The sequence below is a fragment of the Listeria sp. ILCC792 genome (genome assembly GCF_900186135.1).
GTDB lineage: Bacteria > Bacillota > Bacilli > Lactobacillales > Listeriaceae > Listeria > Listeria goaensis.
Genome location: NZ_FYBO01000002.1, coordinates 12,433 through 32,195 on the forward strand (window position 1 = coordinate 12,433; position 19,763 = coordinate 32,195).

The window sequence follows — 19,763 nt, forward strand, 5'->3', positions numbered from 1 at the left end:
AAGGATGATTACGCGTGGGTTTACAAACGATGACCACCTCACTTACAGAACGCATTGATGAATGGGCTACTCTCACTCCGCAGAAGGTTTGCTACGAATATAATGGTACCACACTTTCTTACAAGGAACTAAAAAATCAATCTGATTCCTTTGCTTTTTTTTTAGAAGAAAAAGCTTTTCCAAAAGAGGCGCCAATTGTCGTTTACGGACACATGTCCTCGCTTATGTTAGTCGCTTTTATGGCTTGTTTAAAAAGTGGACATGCGTATGTTCCCGTTGATACTTCTATGCCAAGGGAGCGCATTACTCAAATTGTGACCGCAGCAGAACCAGCTTGCGTGCTTGCTGTGGAAGAACTTCCGGTTGAAACGGATAAACCTGTTCTCACTGCTAGCGAAATCGCTGAATTTATTCGCTTAAATACGGGCAAAAAGCCACGCCTAGCGAGCGCCGTTCAAGGTGATGATACGCATTATATTATTTACACATCGGGCAGCACTGGCCTACCGAAAGGCGTTCAAATTAGCCAAAACAATTTAATCAGCTTTTCCAATTGGCTGCTGCAAGATTTTTCATTAACAGAAGGTTTGCGCATTTTAAATCAAGCACCTTTTTCATTTGACCTTTCCGTTATGGACCTGTATCCAAGCTTACTTTCAGGGAGCACGCTAGTTCCCGTGGATAAGACTTGCAGCGCCAATTTAAAAGACTTGTACAGTCAAATTCCGCGACTGCGACTTGACGTCTTCGTTTCAACGCCGTCATTCGCTGACATTTGTTTACTTGACCCCCATTTTAACGGCGCTAATAATCCTTCGCTCTCAAAATTTATTTTTTGCGGGGAAGTCCTAACCAAAGAAACTGCACGCGAATTAATTGCCCGCTTTCCAGACGCCAAAATTTATAACACTTACGGGCCGACAGAAGCAACCGTTGCCGTTACCAAAATTGAAATTACAAATGAAGTCATCGCCGCCTATCCGAGCCTCCCACTTGGGCAAGTCAAGCCTGATACGCGCCTTTTCATCACTGACCCTGAAACACATGAACGCCTACCAGATGGTGAAAAAGGGGAAATTGTGCTCGTCGGACCGAGCGTTTCAAAAGGCTATTTAAACAACCGCGAAAAAACCGTAGAAGTTTTTTCTAAAGCTTTTGATTTCATGGCCTATCATACGGGTGACTGCGGTGTAATTAAAAATAATCAATTGTTTTTCCAAGGTCGCTTAGATTTCCAAGTGAAGCTACACGGCTATCGCATCGAGCTTGAAGACATCGAGAACAACTTAAAAGAAGTCAGCTACGTTAGAAGTGCCGTCGTTATTCCAAAATACGTGGAAGGAAAGGTGGATTCATTAGTTGCGTTTGTTGTCGCAAATGAGCATGACTTTGATAAGCCGTTCAAATTGACGAAAGCCATTAAACAGGAACTCGCGAATAAAATGCCAAACTATATGATTCCTCGGAAATGGATTTATAAGACCGAATTTGCTTTAACTAATAATGGAAAAATCGATCGAAAACTTTTAGAAAATGAGGTGAACGAATGACCACCCCATACGGCTCTATCTTTTACTTTGCAATCCTCGCACTTTTTATCGCACCGATTGTGATTGCAAATTTAATGGGGAAAAGACTTCCAGTTTATAACGCGTTTGTCACGTTACTTTTCATTTTCTTCATGTTTTCAAGCAATTTAGTGCAAGGCATTGCCTTTATCGTTTTCATTTTTTGGCAACTCATTGTTGTCCGGCTTTATTTTCATTACAGACGTGTTCAAAACAAAAATCATGGCGGTATTTTTACCCTTGCTGTAATCCTGTCGATTTTACCGCTTGCAATTGTTAAAGTGCAGCCATTGCTTGCGGATCATACAACACTCGTCGGCTTTCTAGGAATCTCCTATTTAACGTTTAAAGCCACTACGATGGTAATGGAAATTCGCGATGGACTCATAAAAGAATATGATTCCGTGGAATTTGTGAATTTTCTGCTGTTCTTTCCAACCATTTCTTCTGGCCCAATAGACCGATTTCGGAGATTCCAGAAGGATGTTAAAAATCCGCTTGAACCCTCGAAATATGTAGAACTTTTAAACCGTGGTATTTTTTATATTTTCTTAGGTTTCCTTTATAAGTTCATCATCGCCTATTTAATCGATGTTCATTGGAAAACCCCACTTGAAGGACTTTTAATCCAACATGTTGATTTTAATATGAGTTTGCTTGGCTATATGTACGCGTATAGTATGTACTTATTTTTTGATTTTGCAGGTTACAGTTTGTTCGCTGTTGGGGTTTCCTACCTACTCGGCGTCCAAACACCAATGAACTTCAACAAACCATTTCTCGCACGCAACATTAAGGACTTCTGGAATCGTTGGCACATGACGCTTTCATTTTGGTTCCGCGACTTCATTTTCATGCGGTTCGTCTTCTTTTTGACGAAAAAGAAATGGTTTAAAAGTAAATTTACAATCGCTTATATCGCGTACTTTGTCAATTTTTTCATCATGGGAATTTGGCACGGCCTTCACTGGTACTACGTTGTTTACGGCTTATACCAAGCGTTGCTTATCGTCGGTTTCGACATTTTTGAGCGCATCAACAAAAAATATAAGTTTTATCCAAAAAATAAAATCACTTATGTTATTGGAATGTTCATTACGTTTAACTTCGTTTGCTTCGGCTTCCTCATTTTCTCTGGCATATTTGATAAAATAACTTTCTAAGGTGGTAATAAAAATGAGTTTTCGTGATCAAGTTTTAGATATTTTAGAAGAAATTACAGAATCAGAAGAAGTAAAAGAAAATACAAGCGTCCGCTTATTTGACGAGGGCTTACTCGACTCAATGGCAACAGTGCAACTCCTTGTTGAAATTGAAAGTAGTCTCGATATTACGGTTCCCGTTTCCGAATTCGACCGCGACGAATGGGCAACGCCAGAACTTGTGATTAAGCAATTAGAGGCCCTCAAATCATGAGAAAAAAACTATGGATGACATTTGGCCCCATTTTAGTGGCTTGCGGTGTCTTCTTGTTTATTCTTTTCGGACCGAGTGCGCTATTTGGTGGCGTTTCAAATACGGCCGTTCAAAATGCGGCTACGTCCATGAACGGGAATGTCGTAGGTGGGAAAATTTTGCAACAAACAGCGATGAATCAAGATTACATGCCCATTTTCGGTTCCTCGGAACTATCGCGCATTGATCCCTTCCACCCGAGCGTCATTGCAAAAAAATACGGCACAAGCTACACGCCGTTTTTAATCGGCCAGCCTGGTACGCAGTCGCTCTTTCATTATTTGGACATCAACATGCTATCCGATCAACTGAAAGGGAAAAAAGTCGTCTTTATTTTATCGCCACAATGGTTCCAACCAAATGGCGTAGATGATGCTCATTTTGGCGCAACATTTTCGCCCATTCAAGCGTACACGTTTGCGCTTCAGGAAGAAAAAGATACACCGGAGCGTAGGTTTGCTGCAAGGCGGCTTCTTAGCTACAAAGTCGTCCAAAACGACTCAACGCTCACAAAATTGCTCGAAAACATCACTACACCGGGACCAAACAAGCCGCACGACTCCATGCTAACGCGCGCCGCTGCGGAAATCGAGTACCGTATTTTAATCCGAAAAGATGAGCTCGAATCAAAATTAGTCACTGGCTCAAAAGAGAAGCGAATTCAGGAAGGCGTTAAAAAGCTTCCTCCTGTTCTAAATTTCGATGAACTAGACAAAATGGCCGCTTCGCTTGGTGAAAAAAGTACTGGTGACAATCCATTTCATGTGAAACAAAAATATTTCGATAAGAAAATTTCACCAAATATGGCTAAACTTAAAGATAGTCGTCAAAATTTAAGTTATGCAAGCTCACCTGAATATGACGATTTGCAACTTGTGATGGACGCCTTCAAAAATGCAGGTGCTGATGTATTATTTGTAAATCCTCCTGTAAACGGCGAATGGCTGCGATTTATCGGCATGAAACAAGAGGGACTTGACGAATATTATAAAAAAACAAAAGAGCAAGTGGAGCAAAACGGCTTCCGTTATATTTCGCTTGAAGACCGTCAAGACTCGCCTTACTTTTTAGAAGACCCTATCCATTTAAGTTGGCGCGGCTGGGTGCAAATTGACGACGCCATCGCCAAATTCGCCAAACAACAAGCGCCAACAAGCTACCCAGAAACGCCTCGTGATTTCTATTTTCACAAAGCAAAACTGCCAAAAGAACTTAAAAAAGATTTAGAAACGAAAAATTAAAATAAACAGCTCAGCAAAATCCGGATTTTGCTGAGCTGTTTTTAATTTAACTACTTTATTTCTCCCCGTACCATTCATTTTCAGTAAATCCGTAATGTTTTCGAAATTCCTCTGAATATTTTTTCACTAACTTTCCTCTAACATACTTAGCTGGCGAAAACAGCAAAGTTGGTAGCAATGTAAATCCTATAAGCAGTGTTAACAAAACAATTCCCCAAACAGCATATACTAAGAAACTTTGGTTATCAAAAGTTCCAGTCATATTCATAATCCACCATTTATTGCCTCTGTAGAAAAAAATGGCCATGATTATAATGATTAGAAAGACACCTATAATTTTTGTGATTCTTCTTGATACATTATTACTTTTCGATTTAGAGTGTGATTCAAATTCTTCTTTTAAATAAGTATGAACCCTAGCTCGAATAAGCAACAAAGTAGCCACATAACCTAAAATAATGTACATTGCCGGAATAAGGTGATATGAATCCGCCTTAACTCGTAAAAACACAACCATAAAAAAGATAGCTGCTGTTTGCCATACTAAAAAGAATAGCCAATTATAATTCAATACTTTAAACATAGGCTTTGAAGTTATATATTTAAATAATAAAATACTTAACAAAACAAAAGCACATATAGGAAATATCGCGTAGTAATTAACTGCTGGTAAGCTCACCAACAGCGCAAACAATATGCTCCCTACAATTTTACTTACATACGGAACCGTATTTTCCTTCGATTTAACCAGTAGTGCAATTTCTTTAGAATCAAACTTTTCCGATGCTTCTTTAAAACTAAGGCTACTCATTATTCCTTTCTGACCCCCTGACTCAAAAAACATCAAAATTCTAAGACTAACTCAAAAATTTTATTAATCATTATACCATTGTTTTTTGGTTATATTATTTTCTTCATGAAATTCTTCAGAATACTTTCGAAGTAAATAATTCTTTACAAACCCTGGATAGAAAAATCGCACTAGAATTATGGCTAATAAAAGAAAGACGATAGCCGTTAAAAAGGTTTGAGCTATGGGCACTAATTATTTAGTAATCCTTGAAGAAGCATTCAGAAGCCAGAATTTATTCATACGATAGGATTGCATCATAACTATAGTTGCTATAATACCTGAAACTAGAAATTTATCAATGACTTTCCCCAAAAATGACAACTTTATGTCCTCAATAAAGTTTGAAAGCTCTTCTAAAATCATATAGCGTAAATACTTATAAATTGAAAAAACTACCAAGAAAGCAGCACTTATGATAAAGAAGTACTTTAACTACATAATTTTGATGAATCTCGCCAGAAAAAGTTAATAACAATAGCCATACTCCTATTGAAAAATTACGGTAAAGTTAATTGAACAACACGAATAAAATCTTGCTAGATAATTTTCCTCAAAACTTCAAAAATTCATCTTAAAAAAAAGAAATAAATGTAAATAAAGCCGTCAACCATTCTAGCACTGCAAAAATGGGTTTATTGAAAGGCCACCCTGATAAGCTGCATGCAACTAATATTTCAATTATAATCACAAACCCAAATCTACTATATCTTGCGAATAACAGTTTTTTGCATATTCTTCATTAGCATTTGTTTCGTGGTTACTTGCTTAAAACTTATATTCTGAATGTTTTTTTGTATTTCTTTAGTGAGAACAACATTGATTAATTTCATTTCATACCCCAAATCTCATAAGAAGATTGATTAGAATCTTTCCTTATGGCTAACCCGAATGAGTTATTAGTCAACTTTATTTCTCCCCGTACCATTCATTTTCAGTAAATTCATATTGTTTTCGAAAATTTTCTGAGTACTTTCTTAAAATAAGTCCATCTGCTACAAAAGCAGCATTGAAAAGGAGTGTCGGAAGCAAAGATATTAGAAATAGGACAGATATACCTATAGCTATAGAAAAACCTGCCACAACTGTTCCCATGAATGTCCCATTCAACCCAGAAAGGAAATCATAATTAGCTCCCTCAATCCACGACTTATTGAATCTAAAGAATTGCATGATTGCAATTAAAATCACGATAAATGCGATTAAGGTCGAAGATAATATTTTTACTGCTTTTATAGCTCTACTCATTTTTATTTTTTTAGAATCATTGAACAGATATTTCACCTGAACACATTCAATAAGTTTTACCTTGACAACGTATAGGGATAAATAATAGCACACTAGAATATATACTAGTGATACTGTTCTATTAAGCATCAAGCTACCTGATATTTCCGAGGAAGCTATATAAAAAACAAGTGCAGTTTGTACAAACAAATATACTGCAACATTATATCCTGCCTTTTTGAAATAAAGATTACTCCTAAAGTATCCTACTATAATCCCCACGATTACTAAGGTTGCAATAATTGGAAAAACAAACCAATTATTACTTGAGAAAAAACAAATTAACCAAGAAATAGCTGCGAACACATATATTTTCAATGTTTTAGGTAGTAATTCTTTTCCTGTTCCATTCAATGTTTCATATGCTTGATGAAGCGAAATCTTCGCCAATGCGCTTTCAAAAGAGATTTGATCTACTAATTTAAATATTTTCATTTTGAACCTGCAACTTTATTAGCACTCCACGTAAACTACTAGTCATTTTTATTTCTCCCCGTACCATGCTCTTTCAGTAAGTTGATATTTCTTCCTAAATTCGTCACTGTATTTCCTTAAAATCAACCCTCTAACAAATATTTTTCTATTAAAAAGTATTGTGGGTAATAACCCTATACATATAGCCATCAAAACAGCCCCTAAATCTCCAACAATATAATACAAGTCAGTCATTAGGCTACTCTCATGTGAAACTATAAAAAGAGATTTACTTACTCTATATCCTTGCATTGCAATAATCATAATTATAAATAAGATGATTGGAAATCGACTCAGGAGTTGTTGCCAATTTTTTATATTCAGCTTGGAATTATAACTATCATTCAGCTCCTCAATTATTTGCGTACTAATAACTAATTTAACCAATCTATACACGATAAAATAATATAAAACAAGAATTATTTCTATCAAAATAGGGCTATTGTTATTAAGGAAGTTCAGTAACATAATACTACTATATCCCACTACACTAATCTCAACTAAAAGAAATAGCAATAGTCGAAAATTAAACTGATTCAAATAAGGGAATGGATTCTTTCTAGTTACTTTAAAATACACATATGAACTTAATAAAACAATCGCAATAAATATTAATAATATTGTCCAAAAGATATATAAGTTTTTTTCAGGTACTTGATTCATATCATAACTAGTTAATGCAGAAAAAAAGATGATAGGTGCGATAAAAGTACCTATGAATAATAGCATTTTTTTTAAAGAATAACTTATCAATGAATTTTCTTTTCCTTTTATACCACTTTGGATAATCTGTTCATTTAAATTTTTTTCTGCCAGTTGAAAAGCTATTTCACTTATAGCTTTGTCTATTTGTTTTAACTTCATTTTGCACCTCAAATTCTTTATGAAATAAATACTACCTAACGGTTTGGATTAAAGTTAGGACTTCCGCTCTGTGGCTGTACTCCTATCCGATACTCTTTTTCTGATGTAATCACTTCATGCTTACCATATTGTTCGTACTGTTTGTCTAGCCATTTACGTTGATTTTTTTTCGAAGTCGACCATCCAAATCCATCTTCATCCCCCCAAGCTGTTGGGATAGAATTAATCCAATCCTTGCCCATTTTGCTTAAAGTATTTAGAGTTCCAGATACAGCCCCTATCGGGCCACCGTACTGTACCCCTTCTAGCGGTCCCGCATTCCAAATAAATAAATTCAAACCGCCATACATTGCCTTACTCTCATCCCCATAAGCCGGACTTTCTGGATTTATATATTCCTCATATGCATAAGCTGTGATAGTTAGCGAATCTCCTACATACCCGATTCCTTCCCTCGCCACTGGATGCGCCTTAACAAATTCAGAAACCGGCTTCAACTTTTTAAATACATCCAAGCCAACTTTAGAGCTCGCAATTAGTTTTGCACCTTCACTTGTTCTAGAAAGAATTTTGGTCGAATAGCCAATTGGTGCTAAGACGCTCCAGCCTTTTTCGCTCAATTTAGTTAAACCATTATATACAACTGCTTGTGTTGCAAAAGATGCTTCACCTAGATAGGAAGCAAATTTAGGACTGTTTAAAACGTTTGTAGCCACATCTTTAGGCAATTTATTCCAGCTTTCTTGTGCAATAAAAATTCCAAGAGCTGCATCTTGTAAGCTATCAGGAAATTTGTCTAAAGCGCCTATCACATAGTCAAACAAACGATCATTATTTTTGATTTTCTCAATTGCTGCCGCTGGATTTTTTTCAAATAGCTCATTTAATTCTTTAATCGCTACTTTCTTCTCCTGATTTTCCATTTCTTCTAGCTGTTCCTTACTTTTCAGCTCCGTAAACCAGCTTTTATCGGCACCTTTAGGAAATTTGTATGTACCATCTTTTTTTATCGTTATACTATTCAATACTAACACACTTTGCATCGCTAATTTCATATCATCCAGACTACTATTAAATAAACCTTTTGTTTGCCCTTCAAATTCATAAAGCTTCTCAATTTTCTTTTGAAGTTCATCAATTTCTTGGTCAAGACTGTTAGACATTTGACTTAATTTTCTCTTGTGATTTTGTGCAACATCAATTAATGCTGTATTTTTATTCATTCTTAAAAACATATCGATAATAACTGTTGTTCCTTCAACAGATGCTTTCATATTTTTTTGCGTTGCTATTTGTTGATTTAGATTGTCTTCATCCAAATAGTCTTCACTTGAAACAACGGCATCCGCAAGCTGATATTTGTTTAATTCTTGTTCAATACTATCACATGCAGTAGTCACTCTTGTAATAGTTGGTATAACAAGATCTGTAAATAATCCTTTCCCAGCTGTATAAGCAGCTCCAGACAATTTGCGCCCGTCCACAGCCTGAATCACTTTTTGGCTTCCAGCTTTTAGCTGTGTGATGGTTTCTTTCCCACTTGATAAATTTTTAGACAGAGCTTGGATTAACTTGCTTGATTCGCTACTTGAATAAATTAGTCCCAAGGAAGTTCATTCCTTTCCTTATAAAGAGTTTCTCGTTCCTCATCCATTTGACAAATCTCTTTCTTGAAAGCAAATGTAAACTCTTCGTGGGCGTTTCGTATTTGTTGCCGAAAACTATGCGCCATACAATCATTCCTTTGCTGCATTCGAAAATCTTCTTTATGCTGATAGTTCGCATTTTCTTCATTCAATATTTGTAATCTTTGAAACCCGTTCTGCAAATCCACTTCTAAACTCTCTAGCGCATTTTCTATTGTAGCTCGTTCCTCACTCAATTGGTCAATCTGATTCTCTTTTTCTACAATTAGTTGATTATAAGCAGTTCGTTTTCCCTCATTCGTTTTCTCTACCAACTTTTTTCATCTCCTAAAATTTAATCTGGCTATCTTGAAGAGCCATCATTTCGGCTATTTTTGGAAATTTCTCACTCTCGGCCTGCACACAATCTACAAGCTCAGCTAAATTTGGTAACAACTGGTTATTCACTTTTTTTCCTGTTTGCATGCTTGAAATCGTACTTTTAGCTAAAGAAACCTGTTCTCCCTTATTAACAGAAATTGCTTTGACATCAGCAACTGCTGTATTTGCTATAGTCGTATTAGATGCTATTTTCCCCATCCCTTGTGTTTCCTTTCTATATGTATTGTTTTCTTCCAATTTTAAATATAGCACACGCCCCGGACCATGTCTACGCTCGTCTCATGACACAAAATTAGGCTCCGTGTTTCCCTTAAAAAACAGAAAACAGGAGCCTAGAATGCATACTTTAGAATCCGATAATATGATAACCGCTATCGACGTGAATTAACTCGCCTGTAATGCCTCTTGAAAGTGGGCTAAACAAGAAGAGTGCCGTATCGCCAACTTCTTCAGGCTGTGTCGCGCGTTTAAGCGGTGCTTTTTCTTCTACAATCGCAAGAGATTTTGTGAAACTACTTACTCCGCGTGCGGATAATGTACGAATTGGGCCTGCGGAAATTGCATTGACGCGTACGCCGATTTTGCCAAGATCCATCGCCATATATTTGACAGTAGCATCAAGAGAAGCTTTTGCTACACCCATAATATTGTAGTTTTCGACAACGCGCTCGCCGCCAAGATACGTAAGTGTCAGTAAGCTCGCATCTTCTTTTAGCATATCTAAATGTTTTAACGTGCGCGCAACAGCTGTAAAGGAGTAGGAGCTAATTTCGTGTGCTTGTAAGAAACTTTCGCGGTCTACTTCTAAATAATCGCCAGCTAGGAAATCTTTGTTGGCAAACGCGATACAATGCGCTAGACCACTAATTTTTCCAACGTGCGCTTTAATCGTTTCAAAAGCAGATTTAATGCCTTCTTCGCTTGTTACATCACATTGAACGACAGGTGCCGCATGATTTTTTTCCGAAAGTGTACTAGAAAGTTCATCGATGCTTTTCTTCGCGCGCTCATCCGCATATGTAAAGACAAGACTTGCCCCCGCATCATTTAAAGATTTCGCAATCGACCAAGCGATACTGCGTTTATTCGCTACCCCCATCACAACATACGTTTTTCCCTCTAAAGTTAAATTCATTACTAATTCCTCCTCAATTTGCATTGCCTTTTCTATTTTACATCATTTTAAAGCTCATTTTCCACATTTTTCTAAAGAAGCGCTTGTAAATCTTCTGGCAAAGGGATTTCAAACTCCATATACTCTTCAGTAAAAGGATGCACCAAGTGTAGATGATACGAGTGTAGAGCGTTTCGTGCTAACAATTCATTTGGCCCACCATACATCGTGTCACCGATTAAAGGATGGCCGATATAAGAAAAGTGCACCCGAATTTGATGCGTCCTTCCTGTTTCAAGCTCAATTTGCAAATGATCAAACGACGTGTAACTGCCAATTCGCTTGTAGTTTGTCTTCGCATATTTCCCGTCAGGCGCGACCATGCGTTCCATGATGCTAATATCGCTATTACGCCCAATTGGTGCTTCAATAAAACCCTCGTCCTCCGCCAAGTTGCCCGAAACAAGCGCCTGATAGCGCCGTTTTAACAGCCCCTTTTGAAGCGTCCAGCTTAGACGAGCGTGTGCGAACCGATTTTTCGCAATCAACATCAGACCAGATGTTTCACGGTCTAAACGCGTCACAATGTGAATCGCCGAATCGAGACCAATTGTTTCATAGTAACCCTTTAAATGATTCGCAACAGACCCACTCGGATGATACTGCGCCGGAATGCTCGCCATGCCCGCTTCCTTGTTCAAAACTAAAATAAAATCGTCCTCATACACAACATTTAGCGGTTTAAACTCCGCAATTAAACGCGTGTTTTCCTTTTCAGGTGGAAAATGGATACGAATCTTATCCCCCGCCTGAACTTTATACAGCACATTTTGTTCCTCGCCGTTTACTTCAATTTTGCCCTCTTCATTATATTTCACCGAAGCAAGTAACTGTTTTGAAATATGATGATGTCGTAAAAACGTTCGAAGTAAAATGCCCGTTTCTTGTTCACTAACTCGCCACTCTAAAAACAAAACCTTTTTTCCTCCTAGTCTTCAATAAAGGAATCATGCACTCGTTTCCAAAAAGGGAACGACCGAAAACGAGCAAATTGCATCTCCACACTTGCTACTTCATATACAATTTCGCGCACATCGCGATGCAAAATACTTAAATGATCCACTGAAATTTGAAAGTCTTTGTCATTTACTGGTTTTAATTTCACTTGATGATGTTCTGGGAAAACAAGCGGACTTCCAATCGTCCGGTAAATGCGGTTATTGATGGAAGCCATTTCCGTAAGCTGCATGGCTTTGACAGATGGATGCATAAGGGCGCCGCCAAGCGATTTGTTGTAGGCTGTTGTGCCACTAGGCGTGGACATGCATAGCCCGTCACCGCGGAAGCGCTCGAAATGACTTTCATTAATCATAACATCAACGACAAAGGGACCCCCGGAACTTTTTATCGTGGATTCATTTAAAGCTAAATAAACGGCTTCTTTTTTCCCTAATTCGTAGTGGACGGTCGTTTTTAAGAGCGGATAGCATACTTTATCATATTTGCCTTCTGCAATGCGTTCCACTAACTTTTCCGCTTCGTTCGGGCGCCAATCTGCGTAAAAGCCCAAATGCCCCGTGTGAATCCCAACAAACGCCGTTCGGTCTAAGCGATGTTCATATTCATGAAAAGCAGCGAGCAGCGTCCCGTCACCACCGATGGAAATGACAATTTCTGGATTTAGCGCATCATACTCCATTTCGTATTCATCAAAAGCAGCAATCATCGTTAGCCTAAGTAAATTGGACTTTTCGTCCCCTTTCGATGTAATCACATATTTCACTGTGCATTCTCCTTTTATCGTTCACTATTTTTTAGGCAATTCATGATGACTTTGCGTCTTACTTTTCGGCACATCTTTGTTTTTCGAAAAATAAACTTGCGCTTCTTGAATTTCTTCGCGAATTTGGCTCATCTCTTCATCAAGTTGAAAAGCCGCTTCCGCCGCACGTTTCAAACGCGTGTTAATCGCTTCTGGAAACTCCCCTTGATATTTATAGTTTACAGAATGTTCAATTGTTGCCCAAAAATTCATCGCCAGCGTCCGAATTTGAATTTCGACAAGAATTTTTTCCTCGCCACTAATTGTTTCCACCGGATATTCAATCACCACATGATACGAACGATAACCGCTCGGCTTTTTATTCGCAATATAGTCACGTTCCTCCACAATCCGAAAATCTTTCCTTTGTCTAAGCAAATGAACGACCGTTTCAATATCATCAACAAATTGGCACATCATACGTAGACCCGCAATATCCTGCATTTCTTCCGCCAAACGATCTAGCGCTATATTTTTTTGATTCGCTTTATCTAAAATACTCGCAATCGGCTTTACCCGTCCTGTGACAAACTCAATCGGTGAATGGTTATTTTCAAGCTGAAACTGCGCACGCATTCCCTTCAGTTTCACTTTTAATTCATCGACAGCCTGCTTATACGGTGCCAAAAAATCTTCCCAATGGTTCAAAAAACTCACCTCATAGACTGAACTTTTATTCATACCCTCTTATTTTACCATATTTTCCTCATTATGTTACTATAGAAGAAAAGCACGAAAAGAGGAAAATGCCCATGGAAGAACTGGAAATCGAGTTCCGTAATCTTTTGTCTGAAAACGAGTATGAAACCCTTTGCGATTTATTTCGCTTAAAAGAAACCGATTTTTTCGAGCAAACAAATTATTATCTCGATACACAAGACTTTGCTCTAAAACAGCGCCTTAGTGCCCTTCGCATTCGCCAAAAAGGAACGCACTTTGAAATGACACTCAAAACCCCACAAGGCGATGGCCTACTTGAAACCTCACAACTTTTAGGTAGTGACCAAGCAAAAGCCATTTTTGACGGCGCCAATATTCCAACCGGACCAGTCCGTGATAAATTAGCCACACTAAACGTGTCCCATGAGGACTTACACTATTTTGGTTCCCTAAAAACAAGACGCGCAGAAGTCGCCTACAAAAAAGGCCTTTTAGTATTCGATAAAAATTTTTACGGCGACAAAATTGATTTTGATTTAGAATATGAAGTTTCCGATTTTGAAAAAGGACAAGAAATTTTCAATCATTTCTTAGAGAAAAACCGTATTTCTCCCCATCCCGCTTTAAATAAAATCGAACGCTTTTATAACTATACATATAAAAGTGATATAAATTAATAAAATTAAGCGGTAAATATGGCGATTTTATTAAACTTATGCAAATTCTTCTGTTTTCTCAGGTACAATTATTTGTTAATTTATTAGGTGACTGCTAAAATGAGTATAGATAAAAAGTGTATCAGCAAATGCTAAAGAACATTTTCACACTGGTACAAAGACTATGACAACGAATTTATGTCAGAAATTAAAAATCAGGTGATTAAAAATGATTAATCAAAATTTATATTATACGTCCATCGCAAATAGTAAGCCGATTGAGATTTATTTATTTTTCGATCCAGCCTGTAAAGACTGTTTCGATATGGAAGCAAACATTCGGCGCCTGCAAATGGAATATGGTAACTATTTTAAATTAAGATATATTCTTCATAATAATCTTCAAACTTTCATGCGTAAGCAAAAGCGTTCCAAAGAAAATCTTCCTTTGAAAGAACAACAAATGCTTGCTCATCGCTCCTATGTTTCTTGTCTTGCCGTTAAAGCAGCTGAACTTCAAGGAAAAAACCTTGGAATCTCGTTTTTACGCAAACTTCAAGAAGCTTATTTTGTGAACGAAGAAGATATTTCAAATGAAAGCCTCCTTTTTGAAAAAGCACGTTCGACTGGACTTGATTTAACCGAGTTCCGTAAAGACTTTAGTTCGAACATCGCTAAACGCTCCTATATCGGGGATCAAAAAGTGGCGCGTGAAATGGAGATTACCGAAAATCCAACGGTTGTTTTCTTTAATCGCAACATTGAAGATGCCGGTCTGAAAATTACAGGCCTACATCGTTATGATATTTATGTCCATATTTTATCCGAGCTTTTAAACCATTTCCCTGAACCAGAAGAAAAGCCATCGATGGAAGAATACATTGAGCTCGTTAAAGTAACAAGTTCCCACTCAATGGCGCAATTCTACAACGTATCACAATGCCAAATTGAACGCCAAATGAAAAAGTGGCGCCTCCAACAAAAAGTAACACCCGTCGAATTAAAAGACGGTGAAATTGTTTGGCAGTATATCGGTTAAAAATATTAAATCAGAGCGGTAACGAGTCGTGTACCGCTCTTTTTTTGTGCATAAAAAACCGATTCCAAAAATTGGAATCGGCTCGCAAAATCATTTAACTAATTCTAAACCTGTTTTTTTAACAATATAAACAGTAGTAAGGTTCGTTTTCTCTAATAAACTACCGTTTTGCATGTTTTGAATGGTTAGTCTACTAGCGGCCTCACGATGACTTACTTTAATGCGGTCGCCTTCTGCCAAATTGATGCGCGTTGTTTTCGTAGGATAATCTGTTGTCCCATAATAATCTTGGCGGTATTTCCTTGTTCCATTTTTATCCGCAATATCAATCGCGGCATATGAAGCTGTGAAGTAATCATGTGGACGATTCCCCGTTACCAAAATAGTTGCTTGCATGTCGGTTAGCGAAACGTTCATCGTCGCAACAACATGATTACTTAATCCCTTCAACACATATTGAAAGTCGTAGCCGGCAGCTTTAGGCACTGGAATTTCTGATGTACTCACTTCTTCTAAGCCAGTGTTAGTCATACGATACGTAATTAAATCCCCTTTTTTCAAGAAAGTTTGGTGCGTCTTCTCTTGAATTGTTAAGCGTGAACCCGATTCCTTATGCGTGACTTTAATGTAATCCCCTTCAGCTAAGTGAATCTGAGTTGTGCTTGCTGGATAATTCGTTGTGCCTACAAAATCTTTCGTATATTTTTCCAGACCATTTCTATCTAAAATCGTAATGGAGGCATATGAGCTTGCAAAGTAAGAATGTGGCATGTTGGCATTAATCGCAACAGTTGCTTGCATATCTTTTGGCGACACATTCATTGTCGCGATAAGATGGTTCCCCCACCCTTTAAATGTATACACATAATCATTCACGAAATTCTTTTCTTCTTTCCCGGGAAAAAGATTTTTATATTTCTGCAAATACTCCGTTTTAGCCGGTTCAGTAAGCGACTGAATGGCCACAAGTAGATGTTTCTTGCCCTCAACCAGTGAGAGCGGCGCAGCTTTCATTGTTTCGTCTTTCAGGAGCGCATCACCTATTGCTACCACTTTTTTTTGAAAATCTTGTTCCGCGTTATTTTGTAATTGTTGATTTTTTAATCCCCATTTCGTCATCACCCACACATTATCACTCCTTGACGAATCAACAATACTTTCTTTTGAAACGAGTCTTCCTGCTGTTTCCGCGTGATAAACCTCTACACGATCCCCTTCTCTAAAAGCAAATTCATCTATCCCAGTCGAAGCATTAGTACCGTTTATTATTTTGTGATAGCGAACTGCACCCGATGCATTTTTAACGGTAATTTCTGTGTATTTCCGATTTCCGAAATAGCTATGCGGCGTACTTGAAACAACTGAAAGCTTGGCAATTCCTTGGTTTACATCAGTTTGAAAACTGGCAAAAGGTTGATTGCTAAGTCCTAAAAATTGAATCGTTTGGTTGCCAATAAAACTTTTATTAATTTTAGTCAAAGAAATATTTGCATTGTTTTTCGCTTCTTTTACATATACGTATGATGTCTTAACGTCATACTTGTCCGCCTGACTACCAACCACTTCTAGACTGTATACGCCGTTTGGAACACTCGTAAAAGTCATTGACCCGTTGCTAATTACTTTTTCTTGAACCGTCCTAGTTCCATCTTTCAAACGAATTTTGCTTCCAACTAAATCTGAAATATTATCAGCTTTTAATGTTAGCGTTAAATCGCCTTTTAAACCAAGCGATGCAATTTCTTCATTTTTGACCATCTCAAAATTCGATGTAATGAGTAGCTTAGCATCAAGTAAATTCCGTGCACTGGCAAGCTTATCTTTAGGTACAATATGAGCAAGCGAAGCCACGGCTGGATAACCTTTCGCACGGTTCACAAACTCTTGATTTCCACTTAATGTCAGTCCCCATTTCTCTAAAACTGGTGAGAAATCTAGCTGGCTATATTGGCTATAATATTCATTAAATAAATCTGGCAATGCGTAGGCTTCTGGATTAAAGTCAGGTTCGTTTGCAGCTTTGCGGTAACCTTGATACATGGCAGGTAACGCATCATTTCCCGCTTTTTGTCTAAGCATCGTAAGTAAAATTAACTTTTCCCTAAGCCCAACAGATTCATATGTCCCATTTTTTTCAATTAAACTTTCATACAAACCTTCCTCAACTGCTTTCTTATTTCCGTAGTCGAAAAGCCAACCATTTTTATCCGCCGCTTTTCCGTAGTGCTCATACTGATATTGAACGCCATATAAATTATTGAATACTTCCCCAGTATACATTCCCTTGCTATCAAATCCAGCTTGGTAGCCGTGTCCAATTTCATGAAGCTGTCCCCAGTCAGCTTCCTTTAGCCATGACTCAATCGAAGGACTGGTCATCGCGGTCCAGTTCCAACTATAATAAGCTCCACCAGGACCGTTTGCATCGGCTTTCAAGAAATAACGGTTGGCAGAATTCTTGTTGTAAGCTGTCAATCCGTCAAAACCAGCAATTTGATTATACATCTTAAATAGTTTTTCATAATGCCCAATTAATGCGTCCAAAGAGTTGAAATCTCTCATATTTCTAAGTTTTTCTTTGTCCCCTTTCGGAACGAACAATTGAAAATCTTTTCCTTGAACTAGCGCATATTCACTATTAAATTGATCCCACATTCTGAAGAAATCTCGTTCGCTGTTTTGACTCTTGTAGGTAGGTAACGGTTTTTGTGCTTCATTTGAAACGACCTCATACTGAATGGTAGCACTTGTATCTCCAAACGGTGTATCAATGAAAGGCACTAAACTTTTTGAGCTACTAATGGTCACCCAATTTGTTCCAACATTCACCGATTTTTCAAATTGTGAATCGTTGCCTAGTAATGATAACTTAAGTGTACGCCCAAAATTTGGATTTGTTTGACGAACTTTTAAAACTTTCCCAGCTTGTAAAATAAAACCTAAATCTTGCCTATCGTGATTCACTCCCTTGCTCATACCTGAATTTCTAATCCAAGTGGGGTCTTCGATACTAAAAATATGCTTAGTATTAACGCCATTTGCATAAGAAACTTGTACAGATACGACCATCGCTAGGCAAAATAACAACATTCCAAACAAAATCTTTTTCATTTCGTTCCTCCTATAAAACCATGAATCGCTGCAGCATTTTTAGTATAGCACAAAAATTCTGAAAAATAGTGTCCATTCTATGGAGATTTAGGCTCAAAACAGACCGATTTTATTTCAAAATAAAAATTACAAAAGATTGCTAAATCTATCGTTTAGGCTTTTTTATACAAAAAAAGATCAGACTGGTGACAAACAGCAATCTTCGTAGTTCTTGCCTCCGCTCCGGTGCGGTACTCGGCAATCCATGAAAATCTCACCATTTGTCATCAGTCTGATTGTGCGTAGTATGTTTTGTTTGGCTTAAGTTTAGAGTTTTTCTACAAGCTGAAGATATCCATAACAGATATCCTCATCCTTTTTATTTCTTCTTCCTCATAAAATAAAATGCTTCCACTGGTTTATCTACAACCATTTTAACGGTCATCATTGCATTTGGTGCTCGGTCAATTGCTTCGCCGTCTGCATTCCAGATTTCACGCACCACTTGTTTAAAGCCCGTATCGCTCGGCCCGTAAAATTCAATTTCATCACCGACGCCGAAATTATTCCGCTGTTGCAAGGTTGCAATCTTCGTTTTTTCATCATAATCAAGCACTTGCGCGGCAAAAGCATATTGCGGTATTTTCCGCGTCTTTCCGAAAAGCTGCTCATCTTCTGTTGGTTCTTTGTAGAAAAACCCTGTTGAAAGTTCGCGCTGCGCCACTTTCCAAAGCTCGTCTTCCCACGCTGGATCAAACTCAAAGTTTTCCGGATCTGCGCAGTAAGCATCTACCACTTTCCGGTAAATACTCGCAACCGTTGACACATAATGAATGGACTTCATTCGGCCTTCGATTTTCAAACTATCGACGCCAGCATCCACCATGTCAGGAATAAAGCGAATCATTGACAAGTCCACTGCACTCATGGAAAATGGCTCCTCGTCGTCGTCCACCAAGTTTTGTGGTTTTCCGTGGTCCATCTCAAACAAATCATATTTCCAGCGGCAACTTTGCGCACAACCACCGCGGTTTGCGTCACGATTCGCCATATGATTCGAAAGTGTACATCTACCTGAATAAGAAATACACATCGCTCCGTGGATAAAAGCTTCCATTTCAACATTCGTATTTTCGCCGATTTCGCGAATTTCTTTCATGCTGACTTCGCGCGCTAAAACGACACGCTCAAGCCCTCTTTTTTTCCAAAATTCAAGCGTTTTGTAATTCGTGGCCGATGCTTGCGTTGATAAGTGAACCGGAAGTCCCGGCGCGCTATCAAAGCAAATTTGAATGAGCGCAGGATCGGACACGATAACTGCATCAATACCAATGTCGCGTAGCTTTAAGAAAAATTCACCCGCGCCTTCTGTATCTCCCTCATGGGCAACCATATTCGCTGCGACATAAACTTTTGCCCCGTGACCATGTGCAAACTCTACGCCTTCTTGCATTTCTTCAAAACTAAAATTTCCGGCACGTGAGCGAAGCCCAAATGCCTGTCCACCAATATATACAGCGTCCGCTCCGTAGCGAATCGCAATTTTCAACTTCTCTAAATTCCCCGCTGGCGCAAGCACCTCAGGTTTTTTTAATGTTGTCTTCATCAATATTCCC

18 protein-coding genes are annotated in these 19,763 nt (G+C 38.1%); 6 read left to right on the forward strand and 12 right to left on the reverse strand.

Features of this window, described 5'->3' with window-relative positions; all coding sequences use genetic code 11:
- Positions 1 to 29: 29 nt before the first annotated feature.
- Genes dltA through dltD form a run of 4 tightly spaced genes read left to right on the forward strand, consistent with a single transcriptional unit; the run spans position 30 to position 4,264 of the window.
- The gene (dltA, locus tag CFS60_RS02655; protein WP_088838895.1) at positions 30 to 1,550 is read left to right on the forward strand and encodes a D-alanine--poly(phosphoribitol) ligase subunit DltA; all 1,521 of its coding nucleotides are present in this window, start codon (positions 30 to 32) and stop codon (positions 1,548 to 1,550) included.
- Positions 1,547 to 2,731, forward strand: a complete 1,185-nt coding sequence (gene dltB, locus CFS60_RS02660) for a D-alanyl-lipoteichoic acid biosynthesis protein DltB (protein ID WP_088815312.1) — start codon at positions 1,547 to 1,549, stop codon at positions 2,729 to 2,731. The genes dltA and dltB overlap by 4 nt, the downstream gene beginning before the upstream one ends.
- A gap of 13 nt (positions 2,732 to 2,744) precedes the next feature.
- A complete protein-coding gene (dltC, locus tag CFS60_RS02665; protein WP_088809086.1) occupies positions 2,745 to 2,984 on the forward strand; it encodes a D-alanine--poly(phosphoribitol) ligase subunit DltC in 240 nt (79 codons plus the stop codon).
- Entirely contained in the window at positions 2,981 to 4,264 is a 1,284-nt protein-coding gene (gene dltD / locus CFS60_RS02670; protein WP_088838797.1) for a D-alanyl-lipoteichoic acid biosynthesis protein DltD, read from the forward strand. Before dltC ends, dltD begins: the two co-directional genes overlap by 4 nt.
- Positions 4,265 to 4,319: 55 nt before the next feature.
- Here dltD and CFS60_RS02675 read toward each other — a convergent pair whose 3' ends face one another.
- The 10 genes from CFS60_RS02675 to CFS60_RS02720 form a co-directional block, all read right to left on the reverse strand.
- Positions 4,320 to 5,075, reverse strand: a complete 756-nt coding sequence (locus CFS60_RS02675; RefSeq protein WP_088838798.1) for a hypothetical protein — start codon at positions 5,073 to 5,075, stop codon at positions 4,320 to 4,322.
- 948 nt (positions 5,076 to 6,023) lie between these two features.
- Entirely contained in the window at positions 6,024 to 6,836 is an 813-nt protein-coding gene (locus CFS60_RS02680; protein ID WP_088825592.1) for a hypothetical protein, read from the reverse strand.
- A 48-nt stretch (positions 6,837 to 6,884) separates the two neighbouring features.
- Positions 6,885 to 7,739 (reverse strand): hypothetical protein, encoded by an 855-nt coding sequence (locus CFS60_RS02685; protein WP_088825591.1) that lies wholly within the window; start codon positions 7,737 to 7,739, stop codon positions 6,885 to 6,887.
- Between the two features lie 35 nt (positions 7,740 to 7,774).
- Positions 7,775 to 9,346, reverse strand: a complete 1,572-nt coding sequence (locus CFS60_RS02690) for a T7SS effector LXG polymorphic toxin (protein ID WP_088838799.1) — start codon at positions 9,344 to 9,346, stop codon at positions 7,775 to 7,777.
- Positions 9,337 to 9,699 carry a hypothetical protein gene (locus tag CFS60_RS02695; protein ID WP_088838800.1) on the reverse strand — a complete coding sequence of 121 codons (363 nt, stop codon included), beginning with the start codon at positions 9,697 to 9,699 and terminating at the stop codon, positions 9,337 to 9,339. Before CFS60_RS02695 ends, CFS60_RS02690 begins: the two co-directional genes overlap by 10 nt.
- A gap of 13 nt (positions 9,700 to 9,712) precedes the next feature.
- On the reverse strand, positions 9,713 to 9,964 hold the full coding sequence (locus CFS60_RS02700) for a hypothetical protein (RefSeq protein ID WP_088809090.1): 252 nt from the start codon (positions 9,962 to 9,964) through the stop codon (positions 9,713 to 9,715).
- 148 nt (positions 9,965 to 10,112) lie between these two features.
- Positions 10,113 to 10,901 carry an enoyl-ACP reductase FabI gene (fabI, locus tag CFS60_RS02705; RefSeq protein WP_088838801.1) on the reverse strand — a complete coding sequence of 263 codons (789 nt, stop codon included), beginning with the start codon at positions 10,899 to 10,901 and terminating at the stop codon, positions 10,113 to 10,115.
- Positions 10,902 to 10,972: 71 nt separating this feature from the next.
- Positions 10,973 to 11,854: an RluA family pseudouridine synthase gene (locus tag CFS60_RS02710; protein ID WP_088809092.1), complete on the reverse strand. Its 882-nt coding sequence runs from the start codon at positions 11,852 to 11,854 to the stop codon at positions 10,973 to 10,975.
- 14 nt (positions 11,855 to 11,868) lie between these two features.
- Complete coding sequence (locus CFS60_RS02715) at positions 11,869 to 12,663, reverse strand: NAD kinase (protein ID WP_088809093.1); 795 nt, start codon at positions 12,661 to 12,663, stop codon at positions 11,869 to 11,871.
- 24 nt (positions 12,664 to 12,687) lie between these two features.
- On the reverse strand, positions 12,688 to 13,350 hold the full coding sequence (locus tag CFS60_RS02720; RefSeq protein ID WP_088809441.1) for a GTP pyrophosphokinase family protein: 663 nt from the start codon (positions 13,348 to 13,350) through the stop codon (positions 12,688 to 12,690).
- Between the two features lie 104 nt (positions 13,351 to 13,454).
- Here CFS60_RS02720 and CFS60_RS02725 point away from each other — a divergent pair, with 104 nt between their 5' ends.
- Together CFS60_RS02725 and yjbH are read left to right on the forward strand one after the other, a co-directional pair.
- Complete coding sequence (locus tag CFS60_RS02725) at positions 13,455 to 14,039, forward strand: CYTH domain-containing protein (protein WP_088838802.1); 585 nt, start codon at positions 13,455 to 13,457, stop codon at positions 14,037 to 14,039.
- A 208-nt stretch (positions 14,040 to 14,247) separates the two neighbouring features.
- Entirely contained in the window at positions 14,248 to 15,057 is an 810-nt protein-coding gene (gene yjbH, locus CFS60_RS02730; protein WP_088809095.1) for a protease adaptor protein YjbH, read from the forward strand.
- 90 nt (positions 15,058 to 15,147) lie between these two features.
- Here yjbH and CFS60_RS02735 read toward each other — a convergent pair whose 3' ends face one another.
- Both CFS60_RS02735 and CFS60_RS02740 read right to left on the reverse strand, forming a co-directional pair.
- Positions 15,148 to 18,168 (reverse strand): putative mucin/carbohydrate-binding domain-containing protein, encoded by a 3,021-nt coding sequence (locus CFS60_RS02735; protein WP_088838803.1) that lies wholly within the window; start codon positions 18,166 to 18,168, stop codon positions 15,148 to 15,150.
- Between the two features lie 358 nt (positions 18,169 to 18,526).
- On the reverse strand, positions 18,527 to 19,753 hold the full coding sequence (locus CFS60_RS02740) for a U32 family peptidase (protein WP_088809097.1): 1,227 nt from the start codon (positions 19,751 to 19,753) through the stop codon (positions 18,527 to 18,529).
- Positions 19,754 to 19,763: the final 10 nt, after the last annotated feature.

Excerpts from the sequence above, each read along its gene's own strand:
- dltA (WP_088838895.1), top strand. The coding sequence starts at position 30 with ATGACCACCTCACTTACAGAACGCATTGATGAATGGGCTACTCTCACT.
- dltB (WP_088815312.1), top strand. The coding sequence starts at position 1,547 with ATGACCACCCCATACGGCTCTATCTTTTACTTTGCAATCCTCGCACTT.
- dltC (WP_088809086.1), top strand. The coding sequence starts at position 2,745 with ATGAGTTTTCGTGATCAAGTTTTAGATATTTTAGAAGAAATTACAGAA.
- dltD (WP_088838797.1), top strand. The coding sequence starts at position 2,981 with ATGAGAAAAAAACTATGGATGACATTTGGCCCCATTTTAGTGGCTTGC.
- CFS60_RS02675 (WP_088838798.1), bottom strand. The coding sequence starts at position 5,075 with ATGAGTAGCCTTAGTTTTAAAGAAGCATCGGAAAAGTTTGATTCTAAA.
- CFS60_RS02680 (WP_088825592.1), bottom strand. The coding sequence starts at position 6,836 with ATGAAAATATTTAAATTAGTAGATCAAATCTCTTTTGAAAGCGCATTG.
- CFS60_RS02685 (WP_088825591.1), bottom strand. The coding sequence starts at position 7,739 with ATGAAGTTAAAACAAATAGACAAAGCTATAAGTGAAATAGCTTTTCAA.
- CFS60_RS02700 (WP_088809090.1), bottom strand. The coding sequence starts at position 9,964 with ATGGGGAAAATAGCATCTAATACGACTATAGCAAATACAGCAGTTGCT.
- fabI (WP_088838801.1), bottom strand. The coding sequence starts at position 10,901 with ATGAATTTAACTTTAGAGGGAAAAACGTATGTTGTGATGGGGGTAGCG.
- CFS60_RS02725 (WP_088838802.1), top strand. The coding sequence starts at position 13,455 with ATGGAAGAACTGGAAATCGAGTTCCGTAATCTTTTGTCTGAAAACGAG.
- yjbH (WP_088809095.1), top strand. The coding sequence starts at position 14,248 with ATGATTAATCAAAATTTATATTATACGTCCATCGCAAATAGTAAGCCG.
- CFS60_RS02735 (WP_088838803.1), bottom strand. The coding sequence starts at position 18,168 with ATGAAAAAGATTTTGTTTGGAATGTTGTTATTTTGCCTAGCGATGGTC.
- CFS60_RS02740 (WP_088809097.1), bottom strand. The coding sequence starts at position 19,753 with ATGAAGACAACATTAAAAAAACCTGAGGTGCTTGCGCCAGCGGGGAAT.